A 22,330-nucleotide genomic window follows, 5' to 3' on the forward strand; every position below is an offset into this window, starting at 1 on the left:
GTCAGCGCCCGGAAACGGGAATGCCAGGGGTGGGACTGCCAGGGTAGTCCCGTATTCGCTGGTGGCGGCGGGTGAGCGCCGCTACTCGGCGGGTTGGGCGAGCGGCCAGCCGACGGAGGCCAGCCGCGACGCGACCTGGTTGATCTCCTCCGGGTTGGGCTCGGTCTCGATGACCGCGTGGATCGCCGTCCGGATCTGGTCCTCGGTCACCGGGTTGTCGGTGCCGTGTTCCTTGAACACGGTGAGGATCGCGCGGGTGACCTGTTCCTCGTCGAGCGTGCGCTTCAGCAGGGCCAGCAGCGGGAAATAGTCCTTCGGGGGGACACCCTCGGGGTAGCCCTTGCGCAGCCAGTCCAGGACGGAGTCGAACGTCGTGGAGTCGGCCATCACTTCACCGGGGCGAACGGGAACAGGTTGACGCCGAAGTGGTAGTTGATGGTCGTGCGGGTGATCCACAGGATGCCCACCAGGATCACGGCGGCGATCACGACGAACAGGGCGATGCCCGCCGCCCGCAGCGCCGGGTTCGGTGCGGTGGTGGCGCCGTCGGCGCCGGTGTCACCCGAGCCGGCCGCGAACAGTCGCAGGCCCACGGCGAACAGGGCGGGCAGGCCGGCGCCGAGCACCAGGCCCACGACCAGCACCTTGAAGATGGCCTCGAATTCCTGCATGTCTCCTCGTTCGGTTCGTGTGCCGTAGGGGGTCGGGGGTCAGCGCGATCCGGCGGTGGCCGGCTCGGCGACCACCTCGGCCGGGATGACGCTGTTCGACGTGTCGTCCCACTCCGCGTTGACGTTGGAGCTGTCGACCTTCTGCTGCTGTGCGCGCCAGTACATGACACCGCTGAGCACCACGAGGATCGCGAAGATGACGATCGCACCGGCGGCGCCACCGATCAGGCTGGCGATCCCGTAGGTCGCGGCGCCGACGAGACCGGCGAGCGGGAGGGTGGTCACCCAGGCGACGACCATGCGGCCGGCGACGCTCCAGCGCACCGCGGCACCGGGCTTGCCGACACCGGATCCGAGGATGGAGCCGGTCGCCACGTGGGTGGTCGACAGCGCCATGCCCGCGGCGCTCGAGGTGAGGATGATCGCGGCCGACGACGCCTCGGCGGCCATGCCCTGCGGGGCCTTGATCTCGACCAGGCCCTTGCCCAGGGTCCGGATGATGCGCCAGCCGCCGAGGTAGGTGCCCAGGGCGATGGCCAGGGCGCAGGACACGATGATCCAGACCGGGAGGCCCTCGCTGACGGAGCCGGCCGACAGGTGGCCGGTGGCGATCAGCGCCAGGGCGATGACGCCCATCGTCTTCTGCGCGTCACCCGTGCCGTGGGCGAGGGAGACCAGCGAGGCGGTCGCGATCTGGCCGGCGCGGAAGCCGCTCTCCTTGCGCTTGTTCGCGACCGACGCGGTGATCGCGTAGACGAGCCAGGTGCCGGCGGCCGCGACGACGAGCGCGATGACCGGGGCCAGCAGCGCCGGGATGACGATCTTGTCGACGATGCCCTCCCAGTTGACGCCGGAGGTCCCGATGGCGGCGATGCCGGAGCCGATCAGCCCGCCGAAGAGGGCGTGCGACGAGCTCGACGGCAGGCCGAACAGCCAGGTGAAGAGGTTCCACAGGATGCCGCCGATGAGGCCGGCGAAGATGATCACCAGTGCCTTCTGCGCGTCCAGGCCGCCGATCAGGTCGCCCGCGTTCGCGCCCTTGGTCTGCTGGATCTTCAGCACGTCCTTGGTGATGGTCGCAGCGACCTGCACCGAGAGGAACGCGCCGACCAGGTTCAGGATCGCGGCGAGGGTGACGGCGACCTTCGGCTTGAGAGCGCCGGTGGCGATGGAGGTCGCCATGGCGTTGCCGGTGTCGTGGAAGCCGTTCGTGAAGTCGAATCCGAGGGCTGTGATCACCAGCAAGACCAGGATCAGCATCTCTGCGCTCATGCGAGAAGTTTCCGTCCCGCATGCACGAATGTCCAAACCCTGCTGCGACGGCTTCGCTTGCTGACCTGCACGTTTGAGCGTTCACCCATCCGTGTTTGCCCAATGTTCATCTTCACCTGGCAGGCGTGCCCCGTCTCACGTCCCGTCGGAGCGTGTATCGCGCCGTAACGGGTGGTCCGACGGCACCTCGACGAGGATGATCCGCCGCCCGTCGGGGTCGTCGACGTGCATCTCGCGCAGCCCCCACGGCTCGGTGCGGGCCTCCCGGGCGATCGTCACGCCGGCGGCGGTGAGTGCGTCCTGGCTCGCCGCGATGTCGCGTACCTGCAGCCACAGCGAGGTGGCGTCGGCGGGGCCGTTGCCGGTGAGGTGGGCGGCCACCTCGATCAGGGTCGAACCCGCGAAGAACACCGTGCCGCCGGGGTATTCGCGGGCGATGGCCAGGCCGAGAGTGTCCCGGTAGAACGCCGTGGTGGCCGCGGCGTCGCGCGGTCGCAGCAGGACCCGGGCGCTGAGGATCTCCATCGGTCATTCCTACCGGGTCAGCTGCTCAGCACGGCCTGCATCCCCGGGGCCAGGACGTCGGACAGGTCGGACCACGGGATGGTGATCGTGATGAGGCCGTCGGCGTAGGCGCCGACCTGGTAGTCGCTGAAGTGGATCGCCATCCCGTCGGGCGACGCGGTCCAGTTGGCGAAGTTCTTCTCCGTCGGCGTGATGCCGCTGCGCTCGTACCGTGACCCGACGTTCGTCGTCGGCAGGAGACGCGCGGCCTCCTGCGACAGGCGCTGCAGACCTGTGTCGAGGTCACCGAAGGCATCACTCAGCGTGATGGGTTTGGCGGTGTCCGCGTCGATGGTCACGGTGGCGATCAGGGAGTCGCCGTGCGCCCCGGGCGGATTCGCCATCCAGTAGGTGATCTGCTCGGCGCTGATCACCCGCGACCCGATGTGGAACGGCCCGTCGCGTCGGCCGTCCTCGAGGGTGAACGCCCTGCCCGAGCCGTAGTCGTCGTCGATCTGGTCCTGCAGGGCCGCCCGCATCGACTGGTTGAACTCGGCCGTGACGGCCGCCTTCCCGCCGGTCAGCTGGGGGATGGTGACGTCGTAGGTGGCGCGCGCGGTCCGGCCGGTCACGCGGGTGCTGCTCTGCTGGTACGACGCTGTCGCCGCCGACGACGGCGCCGTCGAACTCGGGGCGGGGGCGGGCGACGACCGCGTGATCGTGACCACTGTCGTGACGGTCCCGGCGCCGGTGTCGCCGCCGGAGGAACACCCGGCGGTGGCAGACATCGCCACCGCGATCCCCAGTGCCGCCGCTGCCGCCGATCGCGCTCGTGTCATGCGTCAGGGATAGCCGCCCCACCCCGATTCGACAAGCGGCACACGGGGCGGACTGGACCCGCCTGCCGTAACTGTGGTTATGGTGATGCCCGGTTCACCGGGACGGTCGTGTCGGGCATGATCCCTGGCAGAGGCGTCGCCCGGACGGGCGTCGACGACGAGAGGCGGTTCGGTCGTGAAGATCGGCATGGGCATCAACTACGCGGGCGACTTCACGGAGACGATCGACCACCTGCTGGAGTTCGAGGCCGCAGGCCTGGATCGCGTGGCCGTCCCCGAGGCCTACAGCTTCGACGCCGTGAGCCAGCTCGGGTTCATCGCCGCGAAGACCACGACCCTCGAGCTCGCGAGCGGCATCCTGCCGATGTTCTCCCGCACCCCGACGAACATCGCGATGACCGCCGCCGGGCTCGACTACATCTCCGGCGGTCGCGCCGTCCTGGGCATCGGTGCCTCCGGCCCCCAGGTCATCGAGGGGTTCCACGGCGTGAAGTACGACGCGCCGCTCGGTCGCGCCCGCGAGTATGCCGACATCTGCCGCATGGTGTGGCGGCGTGACCGCGTCGAGTACAAGGGCAAGTACTACACGCTGCCGCTGACCGAGGAGGACGGCGGAACCGGTCTCGGCAAGGCGCTCAAACTGATCAATCACCCGGTGCGCGAACGCATCCCGATGGCGTTGGCCGCGATCGGGCCGAAGAACGTGGCGCTCGCGGCGGAGAAGTTCGAGGAGTGGCAGCCGATCTTCTTCCACCCCGAGCACGTCGACGTCGCCTTCGGCGAGCCGCTCGCGAAGGGCAAGGCCAAGCGGGACCCCGAACTCGGTGACCTGAACATCTCGGTGACCACCGCGCTGCTCATCACCGATGACGCCGAGAAGGCCGCGGCCGCGCGGGAACTGGTCTCCCACCAGGTCGCGCTGTACGTCGGCGGCATGGGTGCGCGCGGCAAGAACTTCTACAACGATCTGGCCGTGCGCTACGGCTACGTCGACGAGGCCAAGACCATCCAGGACCTGTACCTCGACGGGAAGAAGAACGAGGCCGCGCAGGCTGTTCCCGACGACCTCGTGCGGCAGATCTCGCTGATCGGATCACGTGACGAGGTGGTCGACCGGGTGGCGGCGTTCCGCGACGGCGGCGTGACGATGGCGCTCGCGACACCGATGGCGGGCAATCACGCCGACGACGTCGAGCAGATCCGCACCCTCAAGGAGATCGTCAGCTGACGGTGTGGCCCACCGGAGAGATCAGTGCGCCTCGTTGTAGGCGTCGACGATCACCTTGGGGACGCGTCCGCGTTCGTTGATGTCCCAGCCGTTCTCGATCGCCCAGGCGCGGATCTCTGCGACCGAGACCGCGGCACGGGCGGCGTCGGATCGTCGGCCTGTTCGCTTTCGGGAGACCTCGACGTATTTCTGCAGGAGATCGCGCAGTTCTTGAGCGTTTTCTCGCGACGTCTCGAGCTCGTATTCGGTCCCGTCGATACCGAAACGAACGCTTTCGGGGTCGGAGAGAACTCGTCCGCTCAAATCGTCGACTACTTCAACGACCGTGATCCGTGCCATGTGCAGATAGTAACGCTGATATACGTTCAGCGACAGCAAATTCTTGTGACAGAACACAATCCACCGGGTAGTTGTCACGCCTAATGAGGAACTCTGCACAGAACATTTGTGTGATTGCCTTTACTTTTTGCCGCAGTAATGACGTATGTCTCGCTGTTTTCGCCCGGTCGGCCCGACGCTTCTCGTGTGTCTGTACAGTCGCAACACACGTTGTGCAGACCGATCGCGGGGGTGGGGGCGATGCCGAGCTCTCTTGGCCGCATCCTGCGCAGCTGGTGGACCGAGGACTTCGACCGCGACTGGGCAGCGGAGCATCTGCGATCCAGCGGTCTGCTGCGGTCGCAGCGGATCGTGATGGGCCTCGGCTGTCTCGCGTTCGGGTTGTCGGCGTTGTTCTCGCTCCCCTTCATGAACCCGTGGATGCGCTCGGGGATGCTCACGTACACCGTCCTCGTCGCTGTCGCCGGGAGTTCGGTTGTCCTGGCGGCATTCTGGTGGTCACGTCCCTGGCCGGGGGTGGCGGCGTCGTTGGGCTTCATCGCCTACGCCGACCTGTGCGTCGTCCTGGTGATGGCGGCGTACCGCAGCGTGTTCGACTCGATGCCGGGGCTCACCCTGCTCGCCGCGGTGAGTGTCTACACGGTGATCCACCACGGCCCGCGCGCGGTGATCGTCCAGACCGCCGCCGTGCTGGGCATCCTCGTGGCGTTCGCGGTGTGGGCGGGTGTGCAACACATCGTCCCGCCGGCGCTCGTGGCCGTCCGCTCGTTGGTGGTCGTCCCCGTGACCATCTGTATCCCGGTCCTGCTCGTGCCGCTGGTCGCGGTGCTGCGTCGGGACGCGACCGGATCCTTCCGGGACGACATGACCGATCTGCACAACCGGCGTGGGATGCAGGTCCGGGCGAGCGAGTTGATCGCGCGAGGTGCGGACTTCTCGTTGTTGCTGATCGACATCGACAGGTTCAAGTCCATCAACGACGAGTACGGCCACGCCGCCGGTGACGCGGCGCTGGTGTTCGTGGCGTCGGTGATGCGGAGGTTGGCTCCGTCGTCCGCCGTCGTCTCCCGGATCGGTGGGGACGAGTTCGCCATCGTCATGCGCGCCGAGGACGCTGCCGACGAGGTGCTCGCGCAGCGGTTGCACGACGCGGTCGGAGTCGGCTGCGCCGTCGAAGGGGCGGCCGCGCCGCTGACCGTGAGCATCGGGGTCGCGACGACGAGCGCGGGTAGGCACGCCGAGTCGGGGTTGACCGACATCGACGACGTGCTGCTGCGCGCCGACCGCGCGATGTACCGCGCGAAGAACGACGGCGGGGCGCGCACGGTCCTGGCCTGACCAGGCGAGGGCGGCGTCCCGCGATGATCAGCGGTTCTCCTCCGGGCGCGGGATGATGGAACGGATCGTGGGGGACGGGCCCTCACATGTCTGGAGGTGGCATGCCCTCACCGTTCGACCCGGAGTTGCGTTCGTACGACGAGGACCGTGCCATCCACGGCAGCTTCCCGTGGAAGCTGCAGGCGTTGATGCGCGCGAAGACCGTCGTGAAGAAGGCGATCGCGACGGGGACGCCGGCGCCGCCCATCGACAAGCCGTATCGCGTCGTCGCCGTGCTCGGGCAGTCGAACGCCAGCGGCGCGGGCAACGAGGAGCCGGGCGTCACCCCGCCACCCGTGCACCCGATGGTCCACCAGTGGCCGGGATGCGGGCGATATCGCGGACGGAAGATCCTGCTCGCCGAGGACCCACTGCTGCACGAGGTGCCCGGCGCCGGAGTCGGTTTCGCGACGACGTTCGGTTCGCTGCTGGCCGAGGCCACCGGCGATCCCGTCCTCCTCGTCCCCTGCGCCCGCGGCGACACGTCGTTCTATCCGAAGAACGGGTACTCCTGGGATCCCGACAACCACGACGTGCGGGTCAACCTCTACGACTACTCGATCAAGCAGATCGACTCCGCACTGAAGAAGACGGGGCAGAAACTCGACTGCATCCTGTGGCACCAGGGTGAGTCGGACGGCCCGCTGTCGGAGCATGACGTCTTCCAGCGTCAGTTCGACCGGTTGATCGGCGGTCTGCGCGATCGCTACGGCCCGGTGCCGTTCATCCTCGGGCAGCTGAGTCCGGAGTACATGAACTTCGGTCCGCCCAAGCTCGCCGGCATCGACGCCGTCCACCAGGACACCCCGAACCGGTGGGGTCACGCGCGGTTCGTCCCGTCGCCGACCGGCATGCTCAACGGCGCGCCCGGCAGTGGCCTCCCCGAGGATCCCCACTTCACCGCCGAGGCCGGTCGTCTCATCGGCCGCCGGATGTTCCAGGCGTACCAGGACTTCCCGAAGTCCTGACCGGGTTCGGCGGCCCACACTGTGGAGTTGTCAAACAACTGCTGCGGTCCTGCCGCGTGGGCAGGTGCAGATGGTGCTGGTCTGCGGGCCGGTCAGGCGGCGACGGGGTCGAGTCGGAGCGTGCGGCGGTTGTAGGCAGGCTGTAGCTCGCGTTTCGGGTCGACCGATGCGGGTGGTCGTATCCAGGGATGCCGGTCGGGCCCCATCTCGATCTCCCAGCCGTGCTGGTGCACGGCGATGTGGCAGGTCCGGCACAGCACCCGTTGTCACACGTCGTCGGTCCGCCATCGGAGTGGAACACGATGTGGTGCACGTCGGTCCACGAACCGGGGTTGCCGCACTTGACACAGCACTGGTCGCGGGCGATGACGGCTTTGCGCACCCGGCCGGTGAACAACCGTGTCGTCGTGGTGATGTCGACCGGGGCGTCGTCGATGTCCATGCCGACCCGGGTCACCGCGGCGTCGCAAGACAGCAACGACACGGTGTCCTGCGAGACGGTGCCCAGCCACTGCAGACTCGGCGCCCGCCACGGGACCAGCTCGCCGCCTGGTCCTGTGGCTGCGGTGGTGGGCACGGTCAGGATCACCTCGGTTGTCGACGGCCCGATCAGGGCGTCGGATCGCACTGCCCGCGAGGCGGTCTCGAGCAGCTGAGCGAACGCATCCGCTCGTCGGCGAGCCGCTGGTCGTGGATCCGGGGACCCGTCGGGGAGTGGGCGTGGCCGGGAGGCGGCGTCGATGCAGGAGATGAGCCGCTCACCGGTGACGACGTCGAGGTCGAACGACCCCGACAGTCTGCCGTCGTCGCCCTGATTCCAGGTGAGGTCGTTCAGGGTGACGTCTTCGGCCACCGGCGTGGCTGAGTCGTCCGGATCATCCTCGGTGGCAGGCTCGTTGGCGACGGCGATCGCGCGGGCGTGGTCGGCGATCTCCGTGGGTGTTCGTCCGGCCAGAGCGTGCCCGATCAGCGTCGCCTCGGTGTCGTCGGTCAGTTCGGACCCGAGCGGTGTCCGCGTCCGCTCCGCGACGTGGCGGACCCCGCGGGCGACGGCGTCGGCGTACTCCGCCGACAGCGACCCGTCCCGCACATGCCGCGCCAGCGACGGCAGGTGCACGATCGCCCGACCCAGTCGAATCGCCCGCGACGCCACCACCGGAACGCATCCGTTCCGCCGCAGCAGTTCCCGCACCGACATCCCGATCCGCTTCGCTGTCCCCTGGCATTCGACCTCCCGGTCAGTCGGGCCAGCAGGCCGTCCGCGGCCGAACGGGCGGCGAGGGCCGCACGCACTCCCGATATCAACGCATCATCATCCGTGGGTGCCTCGCACTCGCGGATGGCATCGGCGAGAACATCCGCCGCAGAGACAACGTGATCGAACATGTGGGCGACAGTACTGCCTCCTGTTCGTCTGTCAAGGACGAGTTCTCGTCGCCTGTGGACAACCGCGAATCCTGTCGGAGGTGCCCGTTACGTTGTCGGCATTCCGGACACGCGGTCGGCGCGTCCCCCATGGTCAGGAGACCACCATGATTGCTGTGTTTCGTTGCGTCTGTATCCTTGCGGCCTGTGCCCCAGCGCTTCTCGTGGGCGGCACGGGGGTCGCGCAGGCCGCTGTGACGGACTCGTATTCCGCGGTGCGGCAGGTGGTGTGTTCGGAGACGGGCGCACGGCTCGACATCTCGTACACGAATGCGTACGGCAACACGACGTCCCGCTCCGGCGTCTCGTTGCGCGGCAACCCGATCGGGGACGGCCGGACGTGCATCACCCTGGACTCCCGCAGCGGGGAGTACGGCGACGTCGTCGGGACCACCGTCTCGGCGGACGCCGGCGGTTATGTCTACTGCGCGATCTTCGTCGACGGCCGCAAGGTCGCGGAGTCCGTCGACGACAGCTCGTACTACAGCAGCGCCTACTGCGGCTGATCGATCCTGGGCAGTGTCACCGTCCCGGTCTGCGTCGACCCCTCGGCGACCGCCCGGGCGAGCGCGCTGACATGCGGTTCGTGCAGGAGGTCCACGTGCCCTCCCGGCACGGCGACCAACGCGACAGGTGCGGATGAGACTGCAGCCCACAACGATCGGCGATGGGTGCTCCCCTCGGCGCACAAGGCGACGACTGGCGCATCGATGCGACGGAGGCGGTGTCTGCGGACCATCCGTGCCCCGCGGTGGTAGAAAACGATCCACTGGGTCACCGGGTCGAACACCTCGCGACCCACCAGCGGCAGGCGCAGGAAGAGGCCGGCCAGTTGACGATTCGTCATCGACATGACGGGCAGCTGCGGTCCACCCATCCCGAAGTGGACCTCGTCGTCCGCGTCGACGTCGCCGACGGCCAGTTCCCCGAGGAGCGATGGGGTGAGGGCGGAGTCGATCAGCTGGACGCCGGACACCGCCTCCCCGCGGTCCGCGAACTGTGCGGCCATCTCGGCGGCGACCACCCCGCCCATCGAGTGGCCGACCAGCTCGTACGGTCCCTGCGGCTGCACCGACATGACGAGGTCGACGTTGCGGCGGGCCATCGCCGTGATCGTCCGGTCCGGACGTCCGGGGCGTTCGAGACCGCGGGCCTGCAGGCCGTACACCGGTCGGGTGGGCGGCAGTGCGCGGACCAGCGGTATGAACGCGGACGCCGGTGCGCCGGCCCCCGCGATGAGGAACAGGGGTGCGCCGTCGCCGTCGGTCCTCAGCGGTACCAGCACACCGTCGCCGCTGTCGGCGGTGGCGTTCTCGTTGGCTCGGCGCAGTCCGTCGGCGAGTGTGGCGATCGTGGGGGACGCGGCGAAGGCCGCGAGGTCGACCTCGACGTTCATCACCTGTCGGAGCGTCACCGCGATCCGGGCGAGCGAGAGGGAGTCGACGCCCATGGCGACGAGATCCTGGTCTGCGTCGACGTCGTCGTGTCCGAGCGCGGCCGTGACCGCCAATCGCACGGCCGATTCGACGACATCGGTGGTCCGTCGGCGTCGTCGACGGTCGGTCGTCGGCGGCGGTGGCGGCAGCGCCGCCCGGTCGACCTTGCCGCGATCGGTTCTCGGCAACGCGGCGAGGACCACGACGAACCTGGGCACCATCCACGGGGGGAGCGTGTCCGCAGCATGGGAGCGCACCCGGACCTCGAGCCCGCCCGTCGATCCGCCGACATACGCGATCAGTTCGTTCTGACCGTCGACGTCGTGGCCGCGGACGAACACCTCCTCGACGCCCGGGATCGCGGTGATCGCGACCTCCACCTCGGCCGGTTCGACGAGGTAGCCGCGAACTTTGACCGCGTCGTCGGCGCGACCGATGACGTGGAGTCGTTGCGTGGCATCCAGCAGGCCACGGTCCCCGGTGCGATAGCCGCGGCCGAGCTCAGGGTCGTCGAGGAACCGGTCCGATGTCCCACCGACGTATCCCTGCGCGATGGTCCCGCCGTAGACGACGACCTCGCCGGTCGTCCCGTCCGGCACGGAGTGCCCGTCGTCGTCGCAGATCATCACCACGCGGTCCCCGAGCGCCCGACCTGCGACCACCCTCCCGGGCGCGACGTCGTCGTCGGGGGCGATGACCGTGGACCCGACCACTCCGGCCTCGGTGGCCCCGTACCAGTTCACGACGCTCGGTGCGGGGGCCGCGAGGTGTCGCGCGAGCACCACGTCGGCGCCGTTGGAGGGTTCGCCGTAGAACGTGATCTGGCGCAGCGTGGTCAGCGGGGGATGCGTGCCGTCCCGAACTGCGGTCGCGAGTCGCCGGACGAGGCTGACCGAGGAGTTGAGCGTGGTCGCACGCTCCGCCTCCAGCCACGCGAGCACCGGTTCGACACCCATCCGCCGCGGGTCCGCGAGAAGCACGGTCGCGCAGGCGGCGACGCCCGCGAGGAGGGTCGTCGACCCCGCGCTGAACCCCAGTGGCAGCACGTCGGCGATGCGGTCACCCGGGCCGAGGTCCTGGCCCACGACTGCGTCCACGGCCTTGCCGACGGCGTTCTCGTGATCGAACACAACGCCTTTCGGCTCACCCGTCGAGCCGGAGGTGAAGATGATCGTCGCCGCGTCCTCCAGTCGCGCGGAGGTGTCGGGGCCGTCGGCGCGTGCGTGGATCGCGAGGGCGTCGACGACCTCCGCACCCGCGCGGGCGACGATCGCGGCGATGCGCTCCGGGGGGAGGTGGCTGTCCAACGGCACCACTGCGCGACCCGCCAGCAAGGCCCCGAACATCACCACCACGGGGCTGAGCGTGTCGTCGGTGACGACGGCCACGGGGCGACGGTCGGCGTCGCCGAGTGCTCGCGCGGTTGCGGACGCGCGGGCCAGCAGCTCACTGTAGGTGACCCGTCCGTCGGCGGCGACTATCGCCTCCGCGTCCGGGAATCTGGTGGCCGCGTCGACGAGAATGTCGGTGACGGTCTGTTTCTGCGATCGACTGTGACCCAACGGTCTCTCCCCCTGGCACAACTGCGCGCATGAACAGTCGGTGAACCGCGCGCATCGAACTCCCCCTGTGTCGGGTAAACATACGACGCGGGTGGGGAATGTGCCGGTGTATAGGGCAAATCGGGCCTATGGCGCAGCATCGGGCATCATCGACGGGGTGACGTGGAGGCGCCGGGGGTGTGCAGCGATGTTCGCGGCGGCGTCTGCCGTCGCGACCTTGCTGGTGCCCGCACCCGCCGGGGCGGCGACCGCGTCAGACTGTGCGCCGGCCGTCGTCATCCCGATCCGGGGGAGCGGCGACGGCAGCGTCGGCCCGCGGACCTATGGCGATATGCGGACCGACGGGTGGGAGGGCGCGACCCTCAGCCGACTGCTCACTGCGACCTATCGCGACCAGCCGGCCCTTCGTGCGGTGCCGATCGTGTCGGTGGGCAGTGGCTACCCGGCGGTCAGGACCGAGGACGGTATTCGTGACCACAGCTTCGGCAAGTCCGTGCGCGCCGGGGTGTCGACCGCCGTCGACGCCTACGACAGCGCGCGTTCCGAGGGCAGCCCCGGGTGCGCCCCGATGGCCGTGGTCGTCGGGTTCTCGCAGGGGGCCGCGGTCGCCCGGGGCGTGGCGATCGAGCTGGCTAAGCGCTCGGTCCTCGCCGCGACCGTCCTCATGGGTGACCCATTCCAGAAGCCCGGAGCCGACGGCGTGATGGGCACAGGGAGTCGTGGCGAGGGTGTGTGGCGGAATCCGCTCGGCGCGTTCGTCAGTGGCGTCGACGCGCGCGGGTCCGATGCCTTCTACTCGTTGCGCAACGTCCGTCGGATCTCCGTCTGCCATGTCGGGGACCCCGTCTGCGACTTCCGGGTCGGCACCGACCTGCGCGGCCGACCGCACACCACCTACCTCGCCGACACCACCCGGTTCCAGACCGGCGCCGGCGCAGTACCTCTCGGCCCGAGCGAACTCGACGTGCTCGCCGCCACCCTTCGTGGCGACATCCTCTGGGCCAAGGAGCAGTGGACGCCGGCGGGACGCGGCAGCACGGGGTCCGCGTTCACCTGAGTCCGCAATAGCGTGTCGGCGCCGCGGCCCCGTCTCCGAGGCCGCGTGGCGCGAGGGCGGCGGTGGGGGCGATCAACTGTTGTCGAGCCGCTCAGCGACGAGGGTGGTCAACCGGCAGAAGTCGTCGGGGATCGGTGACGTCGGTTGCAGGAGCGCACTGCTGAGTTCGCCGACCGCGGTGCGCCCCTGCACATAGGCGGTCAGTGCCGTCGAGTCCGACTGCGACGACGGTCCGGAATAGCGGGTGCGGGAACGGATCACCAGCGCATCACTGGGGCACCCCTGCGGGGCGGGCAGGATCGACGAGGTCGACTCGAACGACTCGTCGCCCGATCGCTGGCGGTACGACGGACACCGGCGGACGACGTCCGTCGTCTGGGTGACCGTTTCGCCGCCGGTGACGATCGACTGGGCGTAGGTGGGTCTGGTCGCGTCGGCCGGTTCGGCGAGGATGCCGACGATCGAGGACCGCAGCGACCGGCCTGCCTGCTGCGCGATGACGGGTCCGCATGCTGCGGGAACCGTCTGGCCACCGATCCCCGGCGGGGCCGTGTTCGACAAGCGCGCGACCACGTAGCCGGACGGGAAGTCCTCGGCGGTGAGGAACGGACTGTCCGATTTCTGCGCCGGCGGATTGCTCACCCGATAGACGACCAACCCCAGCGCGAGGATCGCCACCGCCACGACGGCGATCATCACCCGACGCCGCGTCACGTCTGCCTCCACTGATCGGTGAGTCAACTGCCTCATCGTTCCACGGCCGGTCGTCGACCTGCCGACCGCGCGGCCGTGGGTGAGCGCTTCGCTACGGTCGAGGGAGCCGGTGCGTGAAGGACGCTCCGCACCGGGCGTCGTGGGGTCTGTGGGTGGGGGATGAGATGAGCACACGGGTGTCCGACCGTGCGGAGGATGAGGTGTCGTCGGCGGCGCGGACGGTCGAGGCGGCCGTGCGCACCCGGAGGAGCGTTCGCGCGTTCCTGCCGACGCCGGTGCCGCGCGCGGACGTCGAGCGGTTGCTGGCGTTGGCCGCTCGAGCAGCCAGCAACTCGAACTCCCAGCCGTGGCACGTCTACGTGCTGACCGGCGATGCGAAGCGGCAGGTGACCGCGGCGCTCTGGGACGCGTTGGACTTCGGGCGCACCGGGACGGACCCGCGCTACCCGTACCAACCCCCTCGGGGTGAGTGGGAGGAGCCGTTCCGTAGTCGCCGGTCTGCGTTCGGTGCCGCGCTCTACCAGGACACTCTCGGCGTCGACCGCGGCGACACCGAGGGCCGCGACGCCCACCATCGTCGCAACTACGACTTCTTCGGCGCCCCCGTGGGCCTCATCCTGACGGTGAGCGCCCACATGCGGTCGGGCGCGCTGGTGGATGCGGGCCTCTTCCTCCAGAGTCTGATGCTGCTGGCACGGGAGGCGGGTCTCGACACCTGCGCGCAGGCGTCGTTCATCGACTACGACGCAGTCCTGCGCGAGCACCTCCCGATCTCCGACGACGAAATCGTGGTGTGTGGGGTGTCGCTGGGCCACGCCGATCCGGACGCGGCAGTCAACGAGCACCGCACGGGCCGGGAGGCGCTGAAGTCCTTCGCGACGTTCGTCGGCGAGGCCCCGCACGCGTCGTGAGTCGGAGGCCACCGACGAGCGTCACTGATCCCTCCAACCGGTGATCGCCGGACGCGTACGGTCAGCGGATGAGAGCTTCGATCCGGTGGTCCCTCGTGTGGACGGTGGTTGCCGTGATGCTCACCGGCACAGCGTGCGCCGTCCATGCCGAGCCCGCCCCGGGTGGGCCGAGGACGATCGCCGTCTCGGCTGCCGGATTCACCCTCGACGGTGACCGATGGTGGCCGTCAGGGATGGACGCCTACCAACTCGCCACGAACTGGTCGATCAACCGCGGTTGCGGTGCCCAGGTCGATCTCGACGCCTACTTCGGCAGCCTGCCCCCGAACGCCCTGACCCGCTTCGACCTCTTCGCGGCGCTTGCCGTGAACAAGTTCACCGGTGCGGTCGACTTCCGTCCCGCCGACGCGGTGTTCGCGGCGGCGGCCCGCCACGGCCAGCTGGTGCTGCCCGTTCTCACGGGTGGCGACGGGGCTTGCGAGAGCGGTGATTTCAAGCAGCGCGACTGGTACGTCGACGGGTGGAAGACCGAGGTGGCCTTCGGTGGGATGACGTTCCAGCAATGGCTCACCACGGCGGTCTCGCGGTGGCGAACCTCTCCGGCCCTGGCCGGATGGGAGCCGGTCGGCGAACCGGAACCGGGTGTGTGTGGGCGCACGTGCAGCTTCCCCGACCGCACCTGTCCGCCGGACGCGAGCACGGTGCTCCGGGCGTTCTTCGACGCCGCCGGCGGGGCTGTGAAGGGCCTCGATCCCGGACGGCCGGTGTTCTCCGGCCTCGCGGGCGGCGGCCAATGCGGCAGTGCTGGTGATGACTACGAGTCGGTCGGACGGTCGCCCGGCATCGACGTCCTCGACTACCACGACTACGGAGCTGACGGCGTCGCGCTACCCGGTGACCAGTGGAACGGTCTCGCGCGCCGGATCACCCAGGCGCACGCAGCAGGGAAACCCATCGTGGTGAACGAGATCGGACAGAACGCGGGGTCGTGCGCCACCGTCGACGACCGCGCGGCCGACGTGCGCCGCAAGGTGACCGGACAGCGGACTGCGGGAACCGCGGGCGCCCTGTTCTGGGCGTTCGTGCCCGACCCGCGGAACAACCAGTGCACGTTCGACATCGGACCCGGTGACCCGCTGTTCGGGTTGGTCGCGGACATGGTCAGTTCCTGACCACGCGATACACCCTCCAGGTGGGGAGATCGCCCGCGACGTTCGGGAACTCCAGGTCGAGCCGACCGATCTGCGCACCGTCGTCATACAGCGTGGGGTAGCGCTGGTTCACCGCGTCGGCGACCCCACGCCCGCTCCGCGGTACCGCGAGGATGTAGACGATCCCGAACCGCGACGGGTCGTTGAGGATCTCGGTGAAATCCTGGTCGGACGGGATGACGTAGCGGCGGGGATCGGTGGTGCGCGCGACCACGGCGAAGCCGTAGAGGGTGTCGACCAGCACGCTCCCGTCGGGAAGGTGTTGTGCATCGACCCACGACGCGATCTGACGTTCGGTCGAGAACGACGCCGCGACGCGACGGTCCTTCGCGACGCGCACACCGGCTGCGGTCGGGTCGTCCAGGACGGTCGTGCGCAGCGCCGCCTCCTGCGGTGCATACCGCTGCGACGCCATCAGGCCCCAGGCGGTGGGGATGCTGACGGCGGTGGCGGCGACGACGATCGTGGCCACGATGACCTGGAATCGCGCTGTCGGCGTGCGGATGACACCGGGGCGCTTCCGTCGGCCCGGTCGTCGGCTCGGTACCGGCGCTCGCGCCGACAGCGCGAGCATCGCGACGATCACACCGAGCGGCACCGCGGTGATGTAGAAGCGCAGGAAGCCGAACGTGGTTCCGGTGACGTAGCTCGCGCCCTGGAACGCGAGCACGGCACCGAACACCGCGACGGGTGCGCCGATGGGAGCCACGCGTCCGAGCGTGACCCGTCGCGCGCCGATCACGACGACTCCGAGCAGGAGCGCGGGGAACAACAGGAACGAGTCGACGACGACGAAGGCGATCCGGCCCAGCAGGTCTCCCGGGGTCCCGCCGGCCTGCGCGACGATCGCCGAGTTGCCGTACTCGGAGGTGAACTGCGCCAGCGCATTACCGGTGATGAGCCAGCTCGTCGCGGCCCACGCGACGAACGCGACGAGCGGTGGTGCCACCACGAGCGCCACATCGACGACGACCCGCGAGATACACCACCGCAACGGGCGCAGTGGGCTGCGGCGCTGCATCGAGACCACCGCGACGACGGCTGCCGCGGCCGCGGTCGCCGCGACGGCGTCGTAGCGTGTCAGGTACGCGAGCCCGAGGCAGATGCCGGTCGTCACGAGATCGTGGACGTCGTCGGAGTCGACCCAGCGGACGAGGCGACGTACCGCCCAGCACAGGAAGAACAGGAACGGCGCCTCGCTCATCCCGTTGCCGCCGTAGAACACGATCATCGGGTGCAGCGCGAAGAGGACCGTCAGCAGCACCGTGCAGACGGTGGGCAGTCGGCGGTCCCGCCCGATGCCCCACACGTGGTACACCGCACCCGCCATGAACACCGACGACATCACGACGCCGGACACCGCGTCCGCCGTGATCCACGGGAACCACTGCGCGACTGCGACGACGGGCAGCTGCACAAGAGCGGTGAGCGGGGTGAAGACGAAGCCGATGGCGGCGACATGAGGATCGCGGCTGGAGACCACCGACTGCGCCGACTGGACCCGGGACAGGGCGTCGCCCATGAGGAACTGACGGTCGACGGTGAGGAACCACCCGGCGACGAGGAACAGTGCGAGCGAGGCACCGAACACCGCGACACCGGGGCGCCGATGCCGAGGGGTGGCCTGCGAGGTCACGTGCCCGGGCCGGGGGCCGGAACCGGGGGAGGCGTGGGTTGGGCAGTGCTGCTGCCGATCCCGTGGGCGGTCTTCTCCCAGTACGACGGGTTCCGCAACAGCTGCCAGGTCCCCTTGACCGCTGCGATGCCCATGAGCACCCAGTAGAAGGGCACGATCAGCGCCGGCCAGAACAACTCGGGTCGATCGTCTTCGCGGATCGCTATCAGCGTCATGTACACCGTGGCCGAGTTGCCGAGGATCATCGACACCAGCGACGGGTAGTAGATGGCCGGCGGCAGGATGCGTGTGATCTCGGTCGGCTGGCCGAGCACCCAAACGGCCAGCATGAACCAGAAGGCGACGTTCAGGCAGGCGATGAGGGGTGTCCCGGCGAAGAGCGTGGCCAGGCGGAAGGTCCCGACCGGGCCGAGGGTGCGTGCCACGGTGACCGGTGAGCGCATGTGGACCAGGAACGTCTGCAGATAGCCCTTGTACCAGCGCGATCTCTGCCGGATCCAGTTGATCGCATCGATGTTCGCCTCCTCCCAGGTGGTGGAGTCGAGCACCGCGGTCCGCATCCCGTGCACCGCGATGCGGATGCCGAGATCGGCGTCCTCGGTGACGTTGAACGGATCCCATGCGCCGATCTCGTCGAACACACGGCGTCGCAGGTGATTTGACGTGCCGCCCAACGGGATCGGTGATCGGCTCGCCATGAGACCCGGGAGGAGGAAACCGAACCACAGCCCGTAGTCGGCGGTGAACCACGCGGTGAGTACGTTGTCGCCGGAGTTGTGGAAGTCCAGGCGCGCCTGGATGCAGGCGACGTCGTCGTCGAGGCTGTCGAAGGCGACCGCGACCCGACGGAGCTGCAGTGGGTCGGGGACGTCCTCGGCGTCGTAGATGGTGACGATGTCGCCGGTGGCGAAATGCAGACCGAAGTTGCAGGCCTTCGGCTTCGTACGCGGCTTCGCGGCAGGCACGAGGAGCAGCGTGACGGCACCGCTGCTGATGACGTCCGCGGCGGCGGTGATCGTCACGTCGTCGTCTTCCTCGAGCAACAGCAGGACCTGCAGCTTCTCGCGGGGGTAGTCCAACGACTCCATCGCCGCCACCAGCCCGCCGACCACCTCGGGTTCGTCGTAGGCAGGTACCAGCACCGTGTAGTTCGGCAGGGCGTCGTCGGCCACCGCGCGTGCGGCGCCGTCGGATACGCGGATCGGGCCTGTCGCCAGCCCTCGTCGGAAGAGGACGACGCGATCGATGATGGTGGCCACGTAGGCCGTGGTCGCTATGGCGGCGAGCACGGTGAGGGTGCCGGTCGTCGCGAGCACCAGGCCGACGACGACGACGACCAGCAGTGCCACCAAGGACCACTTCTGCCAAGGGACGAACGCCACCGACGCGGACAGGTGGGGCCGGTTCAGGCGGATGCCGTCGACGGCGTCGGCGAGGGCCTCGGCGACGGTGGTGCCGTCCGCGGTGGCCGGCATGGGCACGTCACCGGGTCGCGTCACCGCTCCACCGCCCGCTGTGCGGCTCCCACCTGGGTGTCCACCATCGACTGCGCTGCCGCGACGAGCATGTCTCGGTCTTTGTAGACCGGCCGCTCGTCCTGGACGATCGTGTTGCCGCGCAACAGGATCGCGAGGACGTCCGTGGCGGTGGACACCGGCGTGAGTTCGGGGGTGGGGAAGGGCGCGCCGTCACGGTGGTCGTCGACGGCGAGCAACTGGATGCTCTGCGCGGTGTGCCCGTCACTCCATCGCCAGGTCAGCCGGGTGTAGGTGAGGTAGCGCTTGTCGTCGACCAGTGTGCCCAGTTCGCCGCGCACGCCGTGTCCCAGCGGTACGGGCACCATCGTGCTGAGCCGCACCCCGGACAGGTCGTAGACCATGTAGACGGGATACACCGACAGCAGGATCGGGCGTCTCGTGGTGATGGTGTCGACGACGATGACGCGACGACGTCCCTCGTTGTCCCAGGCCGGATCTGCGACGCGCGCCGTCAGTCGCTGCCGGGTCATCGTGCCCTTCTTCCCGTACAGGCGGCCCGCGAAGTCGTATCGGGTCAGTTCGGTCTGGTCCCAGAGGGCGGGGACTGCGGTCGGTCCGTTGGTGGGGAGCCCCGGCACCACCGGGCGCGGGGGACGGATGTCGCCGCTGGGGACGGTGACCAGGGCGAGTGCCGCGGTGGCGACGGCGATGGTGGCGACGATCCGCCAGGAGCCCGGTGCGACGACCGGCCGGGTGGGCATGCGGACGAGGTTGTTGGTGACGCCGAAACGTCGGATGTCGTCGCCGTAGAGCACCACGCCCGCCGCCACCCCGGCCGCGAAGGCGGGGAGCGAGATGACCAGAGGCGGTGACGGATTCGCGGCGAGGAGCTCGAGGAGCACGAGTGTGGTCGCGCCCACCACACCCGCGGTGACAGCGCCGAGGACCACCCGCGACAGGTTCGGTCCGGCGGCCAACGCGGCGGACGACACGGCGGTGAGGATCACGACGACCGACGCCGACACCGCCGTCCCTCCCAGCAACAGTGTGAGCAGCCGGATGGGGAAGGGAAAGGTGGCGAGGAGGATCAGCCAGGATCCCCGATGGCGGAGGGTCGGCCGCGTACCGAACATCAGCACGCAGGACGCGAAGACGAACATCCACAGCGCCAACAGGTCGAGGTGCAGTGTGAGGTAGACGTCGGAGAACCGTGGGACCAGCTTGTACTGGACGACCCACGCCAGCGCCAACAGGATGACGCCGACGATGCCGTCACTCTGGCGGTCGTGGATGGGGAGCTGCGCGTGGTCGCGGGCGAGCACGCCCATCGCGACCATGACGGCACCCAGGATCACGATGGGTTGGTAGACCATCAGGTTGCCGGTGGCCATCTCCCGGACCAGCGCGACCAGGGTCGAGTGGAAGGCGAGTCCCGTCGCGACGATGATCACCGACCACCGGACGAGCATCGTCACAACCGCCCGGCGCCCGTCGAACCCGTCCGTCGGTGCGGGCGGGAGGTCGTCGTCGGGTGAAGCGACGGGGACAGCAGGATGGGCGCTGGTCATCGTTCGGCCCGACGCCGTCGCCGCCACACGAACCAGCCGACGCCGCTGATGATCAGGACGGCGGCCACCGCGGCCGCGGACGCGACGATGACGCCGGAGTGGCTGCCGTCGTCGGCGACAGTCGCCGTCTGCTCCGACGGGCTGTCTGTTCCGGGGATGACCACCGGTGTCCGACCGTCGATGGTGACGAGGGCGGCTCCGTCGAGTGACGACCACCGCCGCGGATCGGAGGTCAGCCAGCCCAACACGGAGTCGAGCTGTCCCGGGTTCCCGTTCGACGACGCCACCAGGACGCTGCGACCGTTGCTTCGCGCGACCTGCAGGGCCCCGATCTTGACGGTCGAGGTCAGGGTGAGCGACCGTCGGCGGTTCGGCTGCGATTCCGACCCCAGGGGGTCCACGGTGACGAGGTCTCCGCGCGCGGTGATGGGCAGGGTCGGGATGTCCTGAGCCGATCCGTCGGCGTCGATGATGACCGCGGGCGTCGACGAGGTCTTCGCCTGGGCGAGGGGTACGACGTCGATGCCCAGCGGCGTGGCCGTCAGGCTCTGCAGCCCGGCCGCGATGGTGACGGCCCGTGCCACGTCGGGCAGATCGCCGTGCGTCCAGGCGAACTGGGCCCTCGGCTGGAGCGCCTGGGGGAGTGATCCGAGGCCGGCGGGGACCGGCGGGTCGGCTCGTCGGAACTCGACGGCCCCGGTCGGATCGAGAGACAGGGAGATCCGTTGCGCCTGGTTGCAGCCACCCTGGTCGTCTCCGCGTTCGAGCGAGACGGAGAGATCGACGTATCGGCTGAGGATGCGGTCCGGCACGTCCACCCACTGGTCGACCGCGCCGGAGCCGTCAGCAGGCCAGGAGGCGAGCGTCGTCATCCCGGACCGCACCACGATGCGGCCGCCGCTGTTGGACGGCAGCGGTGTGTAGGTCGCGCGGACCTCGAACCGCACGGACTGGGCGGGTCCGGCGAGCCGGGTCTGGTCGAGTCCGAACGCGACGACCGCCCGTCCGGTACCGCCGGACTCGCTGTCGCCGACACCGAGATCTGCGAGGGTGCGGATGGTTGGGGTGACCTGTGGGGCCGGGGCCGACTGACCGGCGACGGCCGCGGACGCGACCGCGACGGTCGCCAGACGAGAGGTGATGAGATCCGATTGGGTGACCAGGTCGGTGCCACGTCCGCCGATCTGCAGGTACGGGCCGAAACGACCTGTGCGCAGCGCGGTTCCGCGAGGCGCGCTCTCCGCGAGGACGACCTGACGGACCGTGGGGCTCTGCGCGACATCCGGTTCGCCGGTGGCGGGGAGTGCTCGGGTGCGGATCGCGATGGGCGTCGGCTTGTAGCGGCCGACGATCGCCGACGCCGTGGCGATCGCCGCGGATGCCTCGGACGGCGACGGGTTCGCGGGCAGGAACAGATCGACCGCGGTGAGGACCGGCGGAAGGAAGTCGGCGACTGTGGCGGGAACGGTCGGGTTCCCGCTGTAGGCGACGGACATCCGCACCACCCGGAAGGGCGTCTCCGGGTCGAACCGGCAGGCCCCGTCGCCGGTGAGGGACGTCCGCAGCGTGATGTCGGCGGCGTTGTCGGTGACGTCGGCCCCGGTGAGGTTCCACCGCACGGGGGTGGACGGGGCGCTGCCGAGTATGACCCGCGACAGGAACGTGTCACCGCTGTAGGCGTCGACGGTCCCGCCCGTCACACCGGGCGGCAGGTCCGCCGTGCCGCGCAACTCGGTGGGCGACGTCCCTGGATCGACCGGGACTGTGAGGCTGTACTGCGCCTGCGGTGAGTCGAACTCTGCCGTCGCGGCCGTACCGAGCGCTGACAGCGGCTGTGGTGCCACCGGGTCCCCGGGTGCCGCTGCAGCCGGCGCGCCGATCAGGAGAGCGACCCCGATGGCCGACACCACACACAGGAACCGTACGCAGACCACCAGGTCCCCATTTCTCGACCGCACATCACCACTTCGGCAAAGCGCACATTAGTGCAATTGATACATTTTTGCGCGCGCTAGAGAAAATCCGCGAACGTGTGACGCCGGGCCGATTTCTTTGTCGCACTGGCGGTCTCGCCCGACGAACGAACCCCATTAAGCACCTCAAATGTGGTGGAGGGGGTGTTGCGCCGTCCGAA

The 22,330-nt window shown here is 69.2% G+C and carries 20 protein-coding genes; 7 read left to right on the forward strand and 13 right to left on the reverse strand.

Annotation, left to right across the window (positions count from 1 at the left end):
- Nucleotides 1–81: 81 nt before the first annotated feature.
- The 5 genes from LX14_RS11105 to LX14_RS11125 all read right to left on the reverse strand — a co-directional run bounded on the left by LX14_RS11105 (nucleotide 82) and on the right by LX14_RS11125 (nucleotide 3,286).
- Nucleotides 82–387 (reverse strand): DUF3349 domain-containing protein, encoded by a 306-nt coding sequence (locus tag LX14_RS11105; protein ID WP_253647259.1) that lies wholly within the window; start codon nucleotides 385–387, stop codon nucleotides 82–84.
- A complete protein-coding gene (locus tag LX14_RS11110) occupies nucleotides 387–671 on the reverse strand; it encodes a hypothetical protein (RefSeq protein WP_253647260.1) in 285 nt (94 codons plus the stop codon). Before LX14_RS11110 ends, LX14_RS11105 begins: the two co-directional genes overlap by 1 nt.
- Before the next feature lie 39 nt (nucleotides 672–710).
- On the reverse strand, nucleotides 711–1,943 hold the full coding sequence (locus LX14_RS11115; protein ID WP_253647261.1) for an inorganic phosphate transporter: 1,233 nt from the start codon (nucleotides 1,941–1,943) through the stop codon (nucleotides 711–713).
- A gap of 135 nt (nucleotides 1,944–2,078) precedes the next feature.
- Nucleotides 2,079–2,468, reverse strand: a complete 390-nt coding sequence (locus LX14_RS11120) for a VOC family protein (protein ID WP_253647262.1) — start codon at nucleotides 2,466–2,468, stop codon at nucleotides 2,079–2,081.
- 17 nt (nucleotides 2,469–2,485) lie between these two features.
- Nucleotides 2,486–3,286, reverse strand: a complete 801-nt coding sequence (locus tag LX14_RS11125; protein ID WP_253647263.1) for an RsiV family protein — start codon at nucleotides 3,284–3,286, stop codon at nucleotides 2,486–2,488.
- 187 nt (nucleotides 3,287–3,473) lie between these two features.
- Here LX14_RS11125 and LX14_RS11130 point away from each other — a divergent pair, with 187 nt between their 5' ends.
- Entirely contained in the window at nucleotides 3,474–4,514 is a 1,041-nt protein-coding gene (locus LX14_RS11130) for an LLM class F420-dependent oxidoreductase (RefSeq protein WP_253647982.1), read from the forward strand.
- Between the two features lie 21 nt (nucleotides 4,515–4,535).
- Here LX14_RS11130 and LX14_RS11135 read toward each other — a convergent pair whose 3' ends face one another.
- On the reverse strand, nucleotides 4,536–4,910 hold the full coding sequence (locus LX14_RS11135; RefSeq protein WP_253647264.1) for a histone-like nucleoid-structuring protein Lsr2: 375 nt from the start codon (nucleotides 4,908–4,910) through the stop codon (nucleotides 4,536–4,538).
- Nucleotides 4,911–5,093: 183 nt separating this feature from the next.
- Between LX14_RS11135 and LX14_RS11140 the strand changes: the two genes are divergently transcribed.
- Nucleotides 5,094–6,191 carry a GGDEF domain-containing protein gene (locus LX14_RS11140; RefSeq protein WP_253647265.1) on the forward strand — a complete coding sequence of 366 codons (1,098 nt, stop codon included), beginning with the start codon at nucleotides 5,094–5,096 and terminating at the stop codon, nucleotides 6,189–6,191.
- A 101-nt stretch (nucleotides 6,192–6,292) separates the two neighbouring features.
- Nucleotides 6,293–7,198 (forward strand): sialate O-acetylesterase, encoded by a 906-nt coding sequence (locus tag LX14_RS11145; protein WP_253647266.1) that lies wholly within the window; start codon nucleotides 6,293–6,295, stop codon nucleotides 7,196–7,198.
- On the opposite strand, the gene LX14_RS11150 is transcribed toward LX14_RS11145, so the two are convergent.
- Nucleotides 7,149–8,396 (reverse strand): HNH endonuclease signature motif containing protein, encoded by a 1,248-nt coding sequence (locus tag LX14_RS11150; RefSeq protein WP_253647267.1) that lies wholly within the window; start codon nucleotides 8,394–8,396, stop codon nucleotides 7,149–7,151. The two genes, LX14_RS11145 and LX14_RS11150, sit on opposite strands and share 50 nt — an antisense overlap.
- A gap of 421 nt (nucleotides 8,397–8,817) precedes the next feature.
- Between LX14_RS11150 and LX14_RS11155 the strand changes: the two genes are divergently transcribed.
- Nucleotides 8,818–9,129 (forward strand): hypothetical protein, encoded by a 312-nt coding sequence (locus tag LX14_RS11155; RefSeq protein ID WP_253647268.1) that lies wholly within the window; start codon nucleotides 8,818–8,820, stop codon nucleotides 9,127–9,129.
- Here LX14_RS11155 and LX14_RS11160 read toward each other — a convergent pair.
- Nucleotides 9,117–11,621 (reverse strand): AMP-binding protein, encoded by a 2,505-nt coding sequence (locus tag LX14_RS11160; RefSeq protein WP_253647269.1) that lies wholly within the window; start codon nucleotides 11,619–11,621, stop codon nucleotides 9,117–9,119. The genes LX14_RS11155 and LX14_RS11160 overlap by 13 nt on opposite strands.
- A 187-nt stretch (nucleotides 11,622–11,808) precedes the next feature.
- Between LX14_RS11160 and LX14_RS11165 the strand changes: the two genes are divergently transcribed.
- Nucleotides 11,809–12,678 (forward strand): cutinase family protein, encoded by an 870-nt coding sequence (locus tag LX14_RS11165; RefSeq protein ID WP_253647270.1) that lies wholly within the window; start codon nucleotides 11,809–11,811, stop codon nucleotides 12,676–12,678.
- A 72-nt stretch (nucleotides 12,679–12,750) separates the two neighbouring features.
- On the opposite strand, the gene LX14_RS11170 is transcribed toward LX14_RS11165, so the two are convergent.
- Nucleotides 12,751–13,392: a hypothetical protein gene (locus tag LX14_RS11170; RefSeq protein WP_253647271.1), complete on the reverse strand. Its 642-nt coding sequence runs from the start codon at nucleotides 13,390–13,392 to the stop codon at nucleotides 12,751–12,753.
- Nucleotides 13,393–13,505: 113 nt separating this feature from the next.
- Here LX14_RS11170 and LX14_RS11175 point away from each other — a divergent pair, with 113 nt between their 5' ends.
- Both LX14_RS11175 and LX14_RS11180 read left to right on the forward strand, forming a co-directional pair.
- On the forward strand, nucleotides 13,506–14,303 hold the full coding sequence (locus tag LX14_RS11175; protein WP_253647272.1) for a nitroreductase: 798 nt from the start codon (nucleotides 13,506–13,508) through the stop codon (nucleotides 14,301–14,303).
- Nucleotides 14,304–14,371: 68 nt separating this feature from the next.
- Nucleotides 14,372–15,475 (forward strand): beta-mannosidase, encoded by a 1,104-nt coding sequence (locus tag LX14_RS11180; RefSeq protein WP_372505323.1) that lies wholly within the window; start codon nucleotides 14,372–14,374, stop codon nucleotides 15,473–15,475.
- On the opposite strand, the gene LX14_RS11185 is transcribed toward LX14_RS11180, so the two are convergent.
- Genes LX14_RS11185 through LX14_RS11200 form a run of 4 tightly spaced genes read right to left on the reverse strand, consistent with a single transcriptional unit; the run spans nucleotide 15,465 to nucleotide 22,106 of the window.
- Nucleotides 15,465–17,105 (reverse strand): glycosyltransferase family 39 protein, encoded by a 1,641-nt coding sequence (locus LX14_RS11185; protein ID WP_253647273.1) that lies wholly within the window; start codon nucleotides 17,103–17,105, stop codon nucleotides 15,465–15,467. The two genes, LX14_RS11180 and LX14_RS11185, sit on opposite strands and share 11 nt — an antisense overlap.
- A gap of 41 nt (nucleotides 17,106–17,146) precedes the next feature.
- A complete protein-coding gene (locus LX14_RS11190) occupies nucleotides 17,147–18,625 on the reverse strand; it encodes a glycosyltransferase (protein ID WP_253647984.1) in 1,479 nt (492 codons plus the stop codon).
- Nucleotides 18,626–18,645: 20 nt separating this feature from the next.
- Nucleotides 18,646–20,196: a hypothetical protein gene (locus LX14_RS11195; protein WP_253647274.1), complete on the reverse strand. Its 1,551-nt coding sequence runs from the start codon at nucleotides 20,194–20,196 to the stop codon at nucleotides 18,646–18,648.
- Nucleotides 20,193–22,106 (reverse strand): hypothetical protein, encoded by a 1,914-nt coding sequence (locus LX14_RS11200; RefSeq protein WP_253647275.1) that lies wholly within the window; start codon nucleotides 22,104–22,106, stop codon nucleotides 20,193–20,195. The genes LX14_RS11195 and LX14_RS11200 overlap by 4 nt, the downstream gene beginning before the upstream one ends.
- Nucleotides 22,107–22,330 lie beyond the last annotated feature (224 nt).

It is taken from the genome of Williamsia deligens, from assembly GCF_024171765.1.
GTDB classification, from domain to species: Bacteria; Actinomycetota; Actinomycetes; order Mycobacteriales; family Mycobacteriaceae; genus Williamsia_A; species Williamsia_A deligens.

Excerpts from the sequence above, each read along its gene's own strand:
- LX14_RS11145 (WP_253647266.1), top strand. The coding sequence starts at position 6,293 with ATGCCCTCACCGTTCGACCCGGAGTTGCGTTCGTACGACGAGGACCGT.
- LX14_RS11115 (WP_253647261.1), bottom strand. The coding sequence starts at position 1,943 with ATGAGCGCAGAGATGCTGATCCTGGTCTTGCTGGTGATCACAGCCCTC.
- LX14_RS11140 (WP_253647265.1), top strand. The coding sequence starts at position 5,094 with ATGCCGAGCTCTCTTGGCCGCATCCTGCGCAGCTGGTGGACCGAGGAC.
- LX14_RS11195 (WP_253647274.1), bottom strand. The coding sequence starts at position 20,196 with ATGACCAGCGCCCATCCTGCTGTCCCCGTCGCTTCACCCGACGACGAC.
- LX14_RS11110 (WP_253647260.1), bottom strand. The coding sequence starts at position 671 with ATGCAGGAATTCGAGGCCATCTTCAAGGTGCTGGTCGTGGGCCTGGTG.
- LX14_RS11165 (WP_253647270.1), top strand. The coding sequence starts at position 11,809 with ATGTTCGCGGCGGCGTCTGCCGTCGCGACCTTGCTGGTGCCCGCACCC.
- LX14_RS11105 (WP_253647259.1), bottom strand. The coding sequence starts at position 387 with ATGGCCGACTCCACGACGTTCGACTCCGTCCTGGACTGGCTGCGCAAG.
- LX14_RS11120 (WP_253647262.1), bottom strand. The coding sequence starts at position 2,468 with ATGGAGATCCTCAGCGCCCGGGTCCTGCTGCGACCGCGCGACGCCGCG.
- LX14_RS11150 (WP_253647267.1), bottom strand. The coding sequence starts at position 8,396 with ATGTCGGTGCGGGAACTGCTGCGGCGGAACGGATGCGTTCCGGTGGTG.
- LX14_RS11180 (WP_372505323.1), top strand. The coding sequence starts at position 14,372 with ATGAGAGCTTCGATCCGGTGGTCCCTCGTGTGGACGGTGGTTGCCGTG.
- LX14_RS11125 (WP_253647263.1), bottom strand. The coding sequence starts at position 3,286 with ATGACACGAGCGCGATCGGCGGCAGCGGCGGCACTGGGGATCGCGGTG.
- LX14_RS11130 (WP_253647982.1), top strand. The coding sequence starts at position 3,474 with ATGGGCATCAACTACGCGGGCGACTTCACGGAGACGATCGACCACCTG.
- LX14_RS11190 (WP_253647984.1), bottom strand. The coding sequence starts at position 18,625 with ATGCCGGCCACCGCGGACGGCACCACCGTCGCCGAGGCCCTCGCCGAC.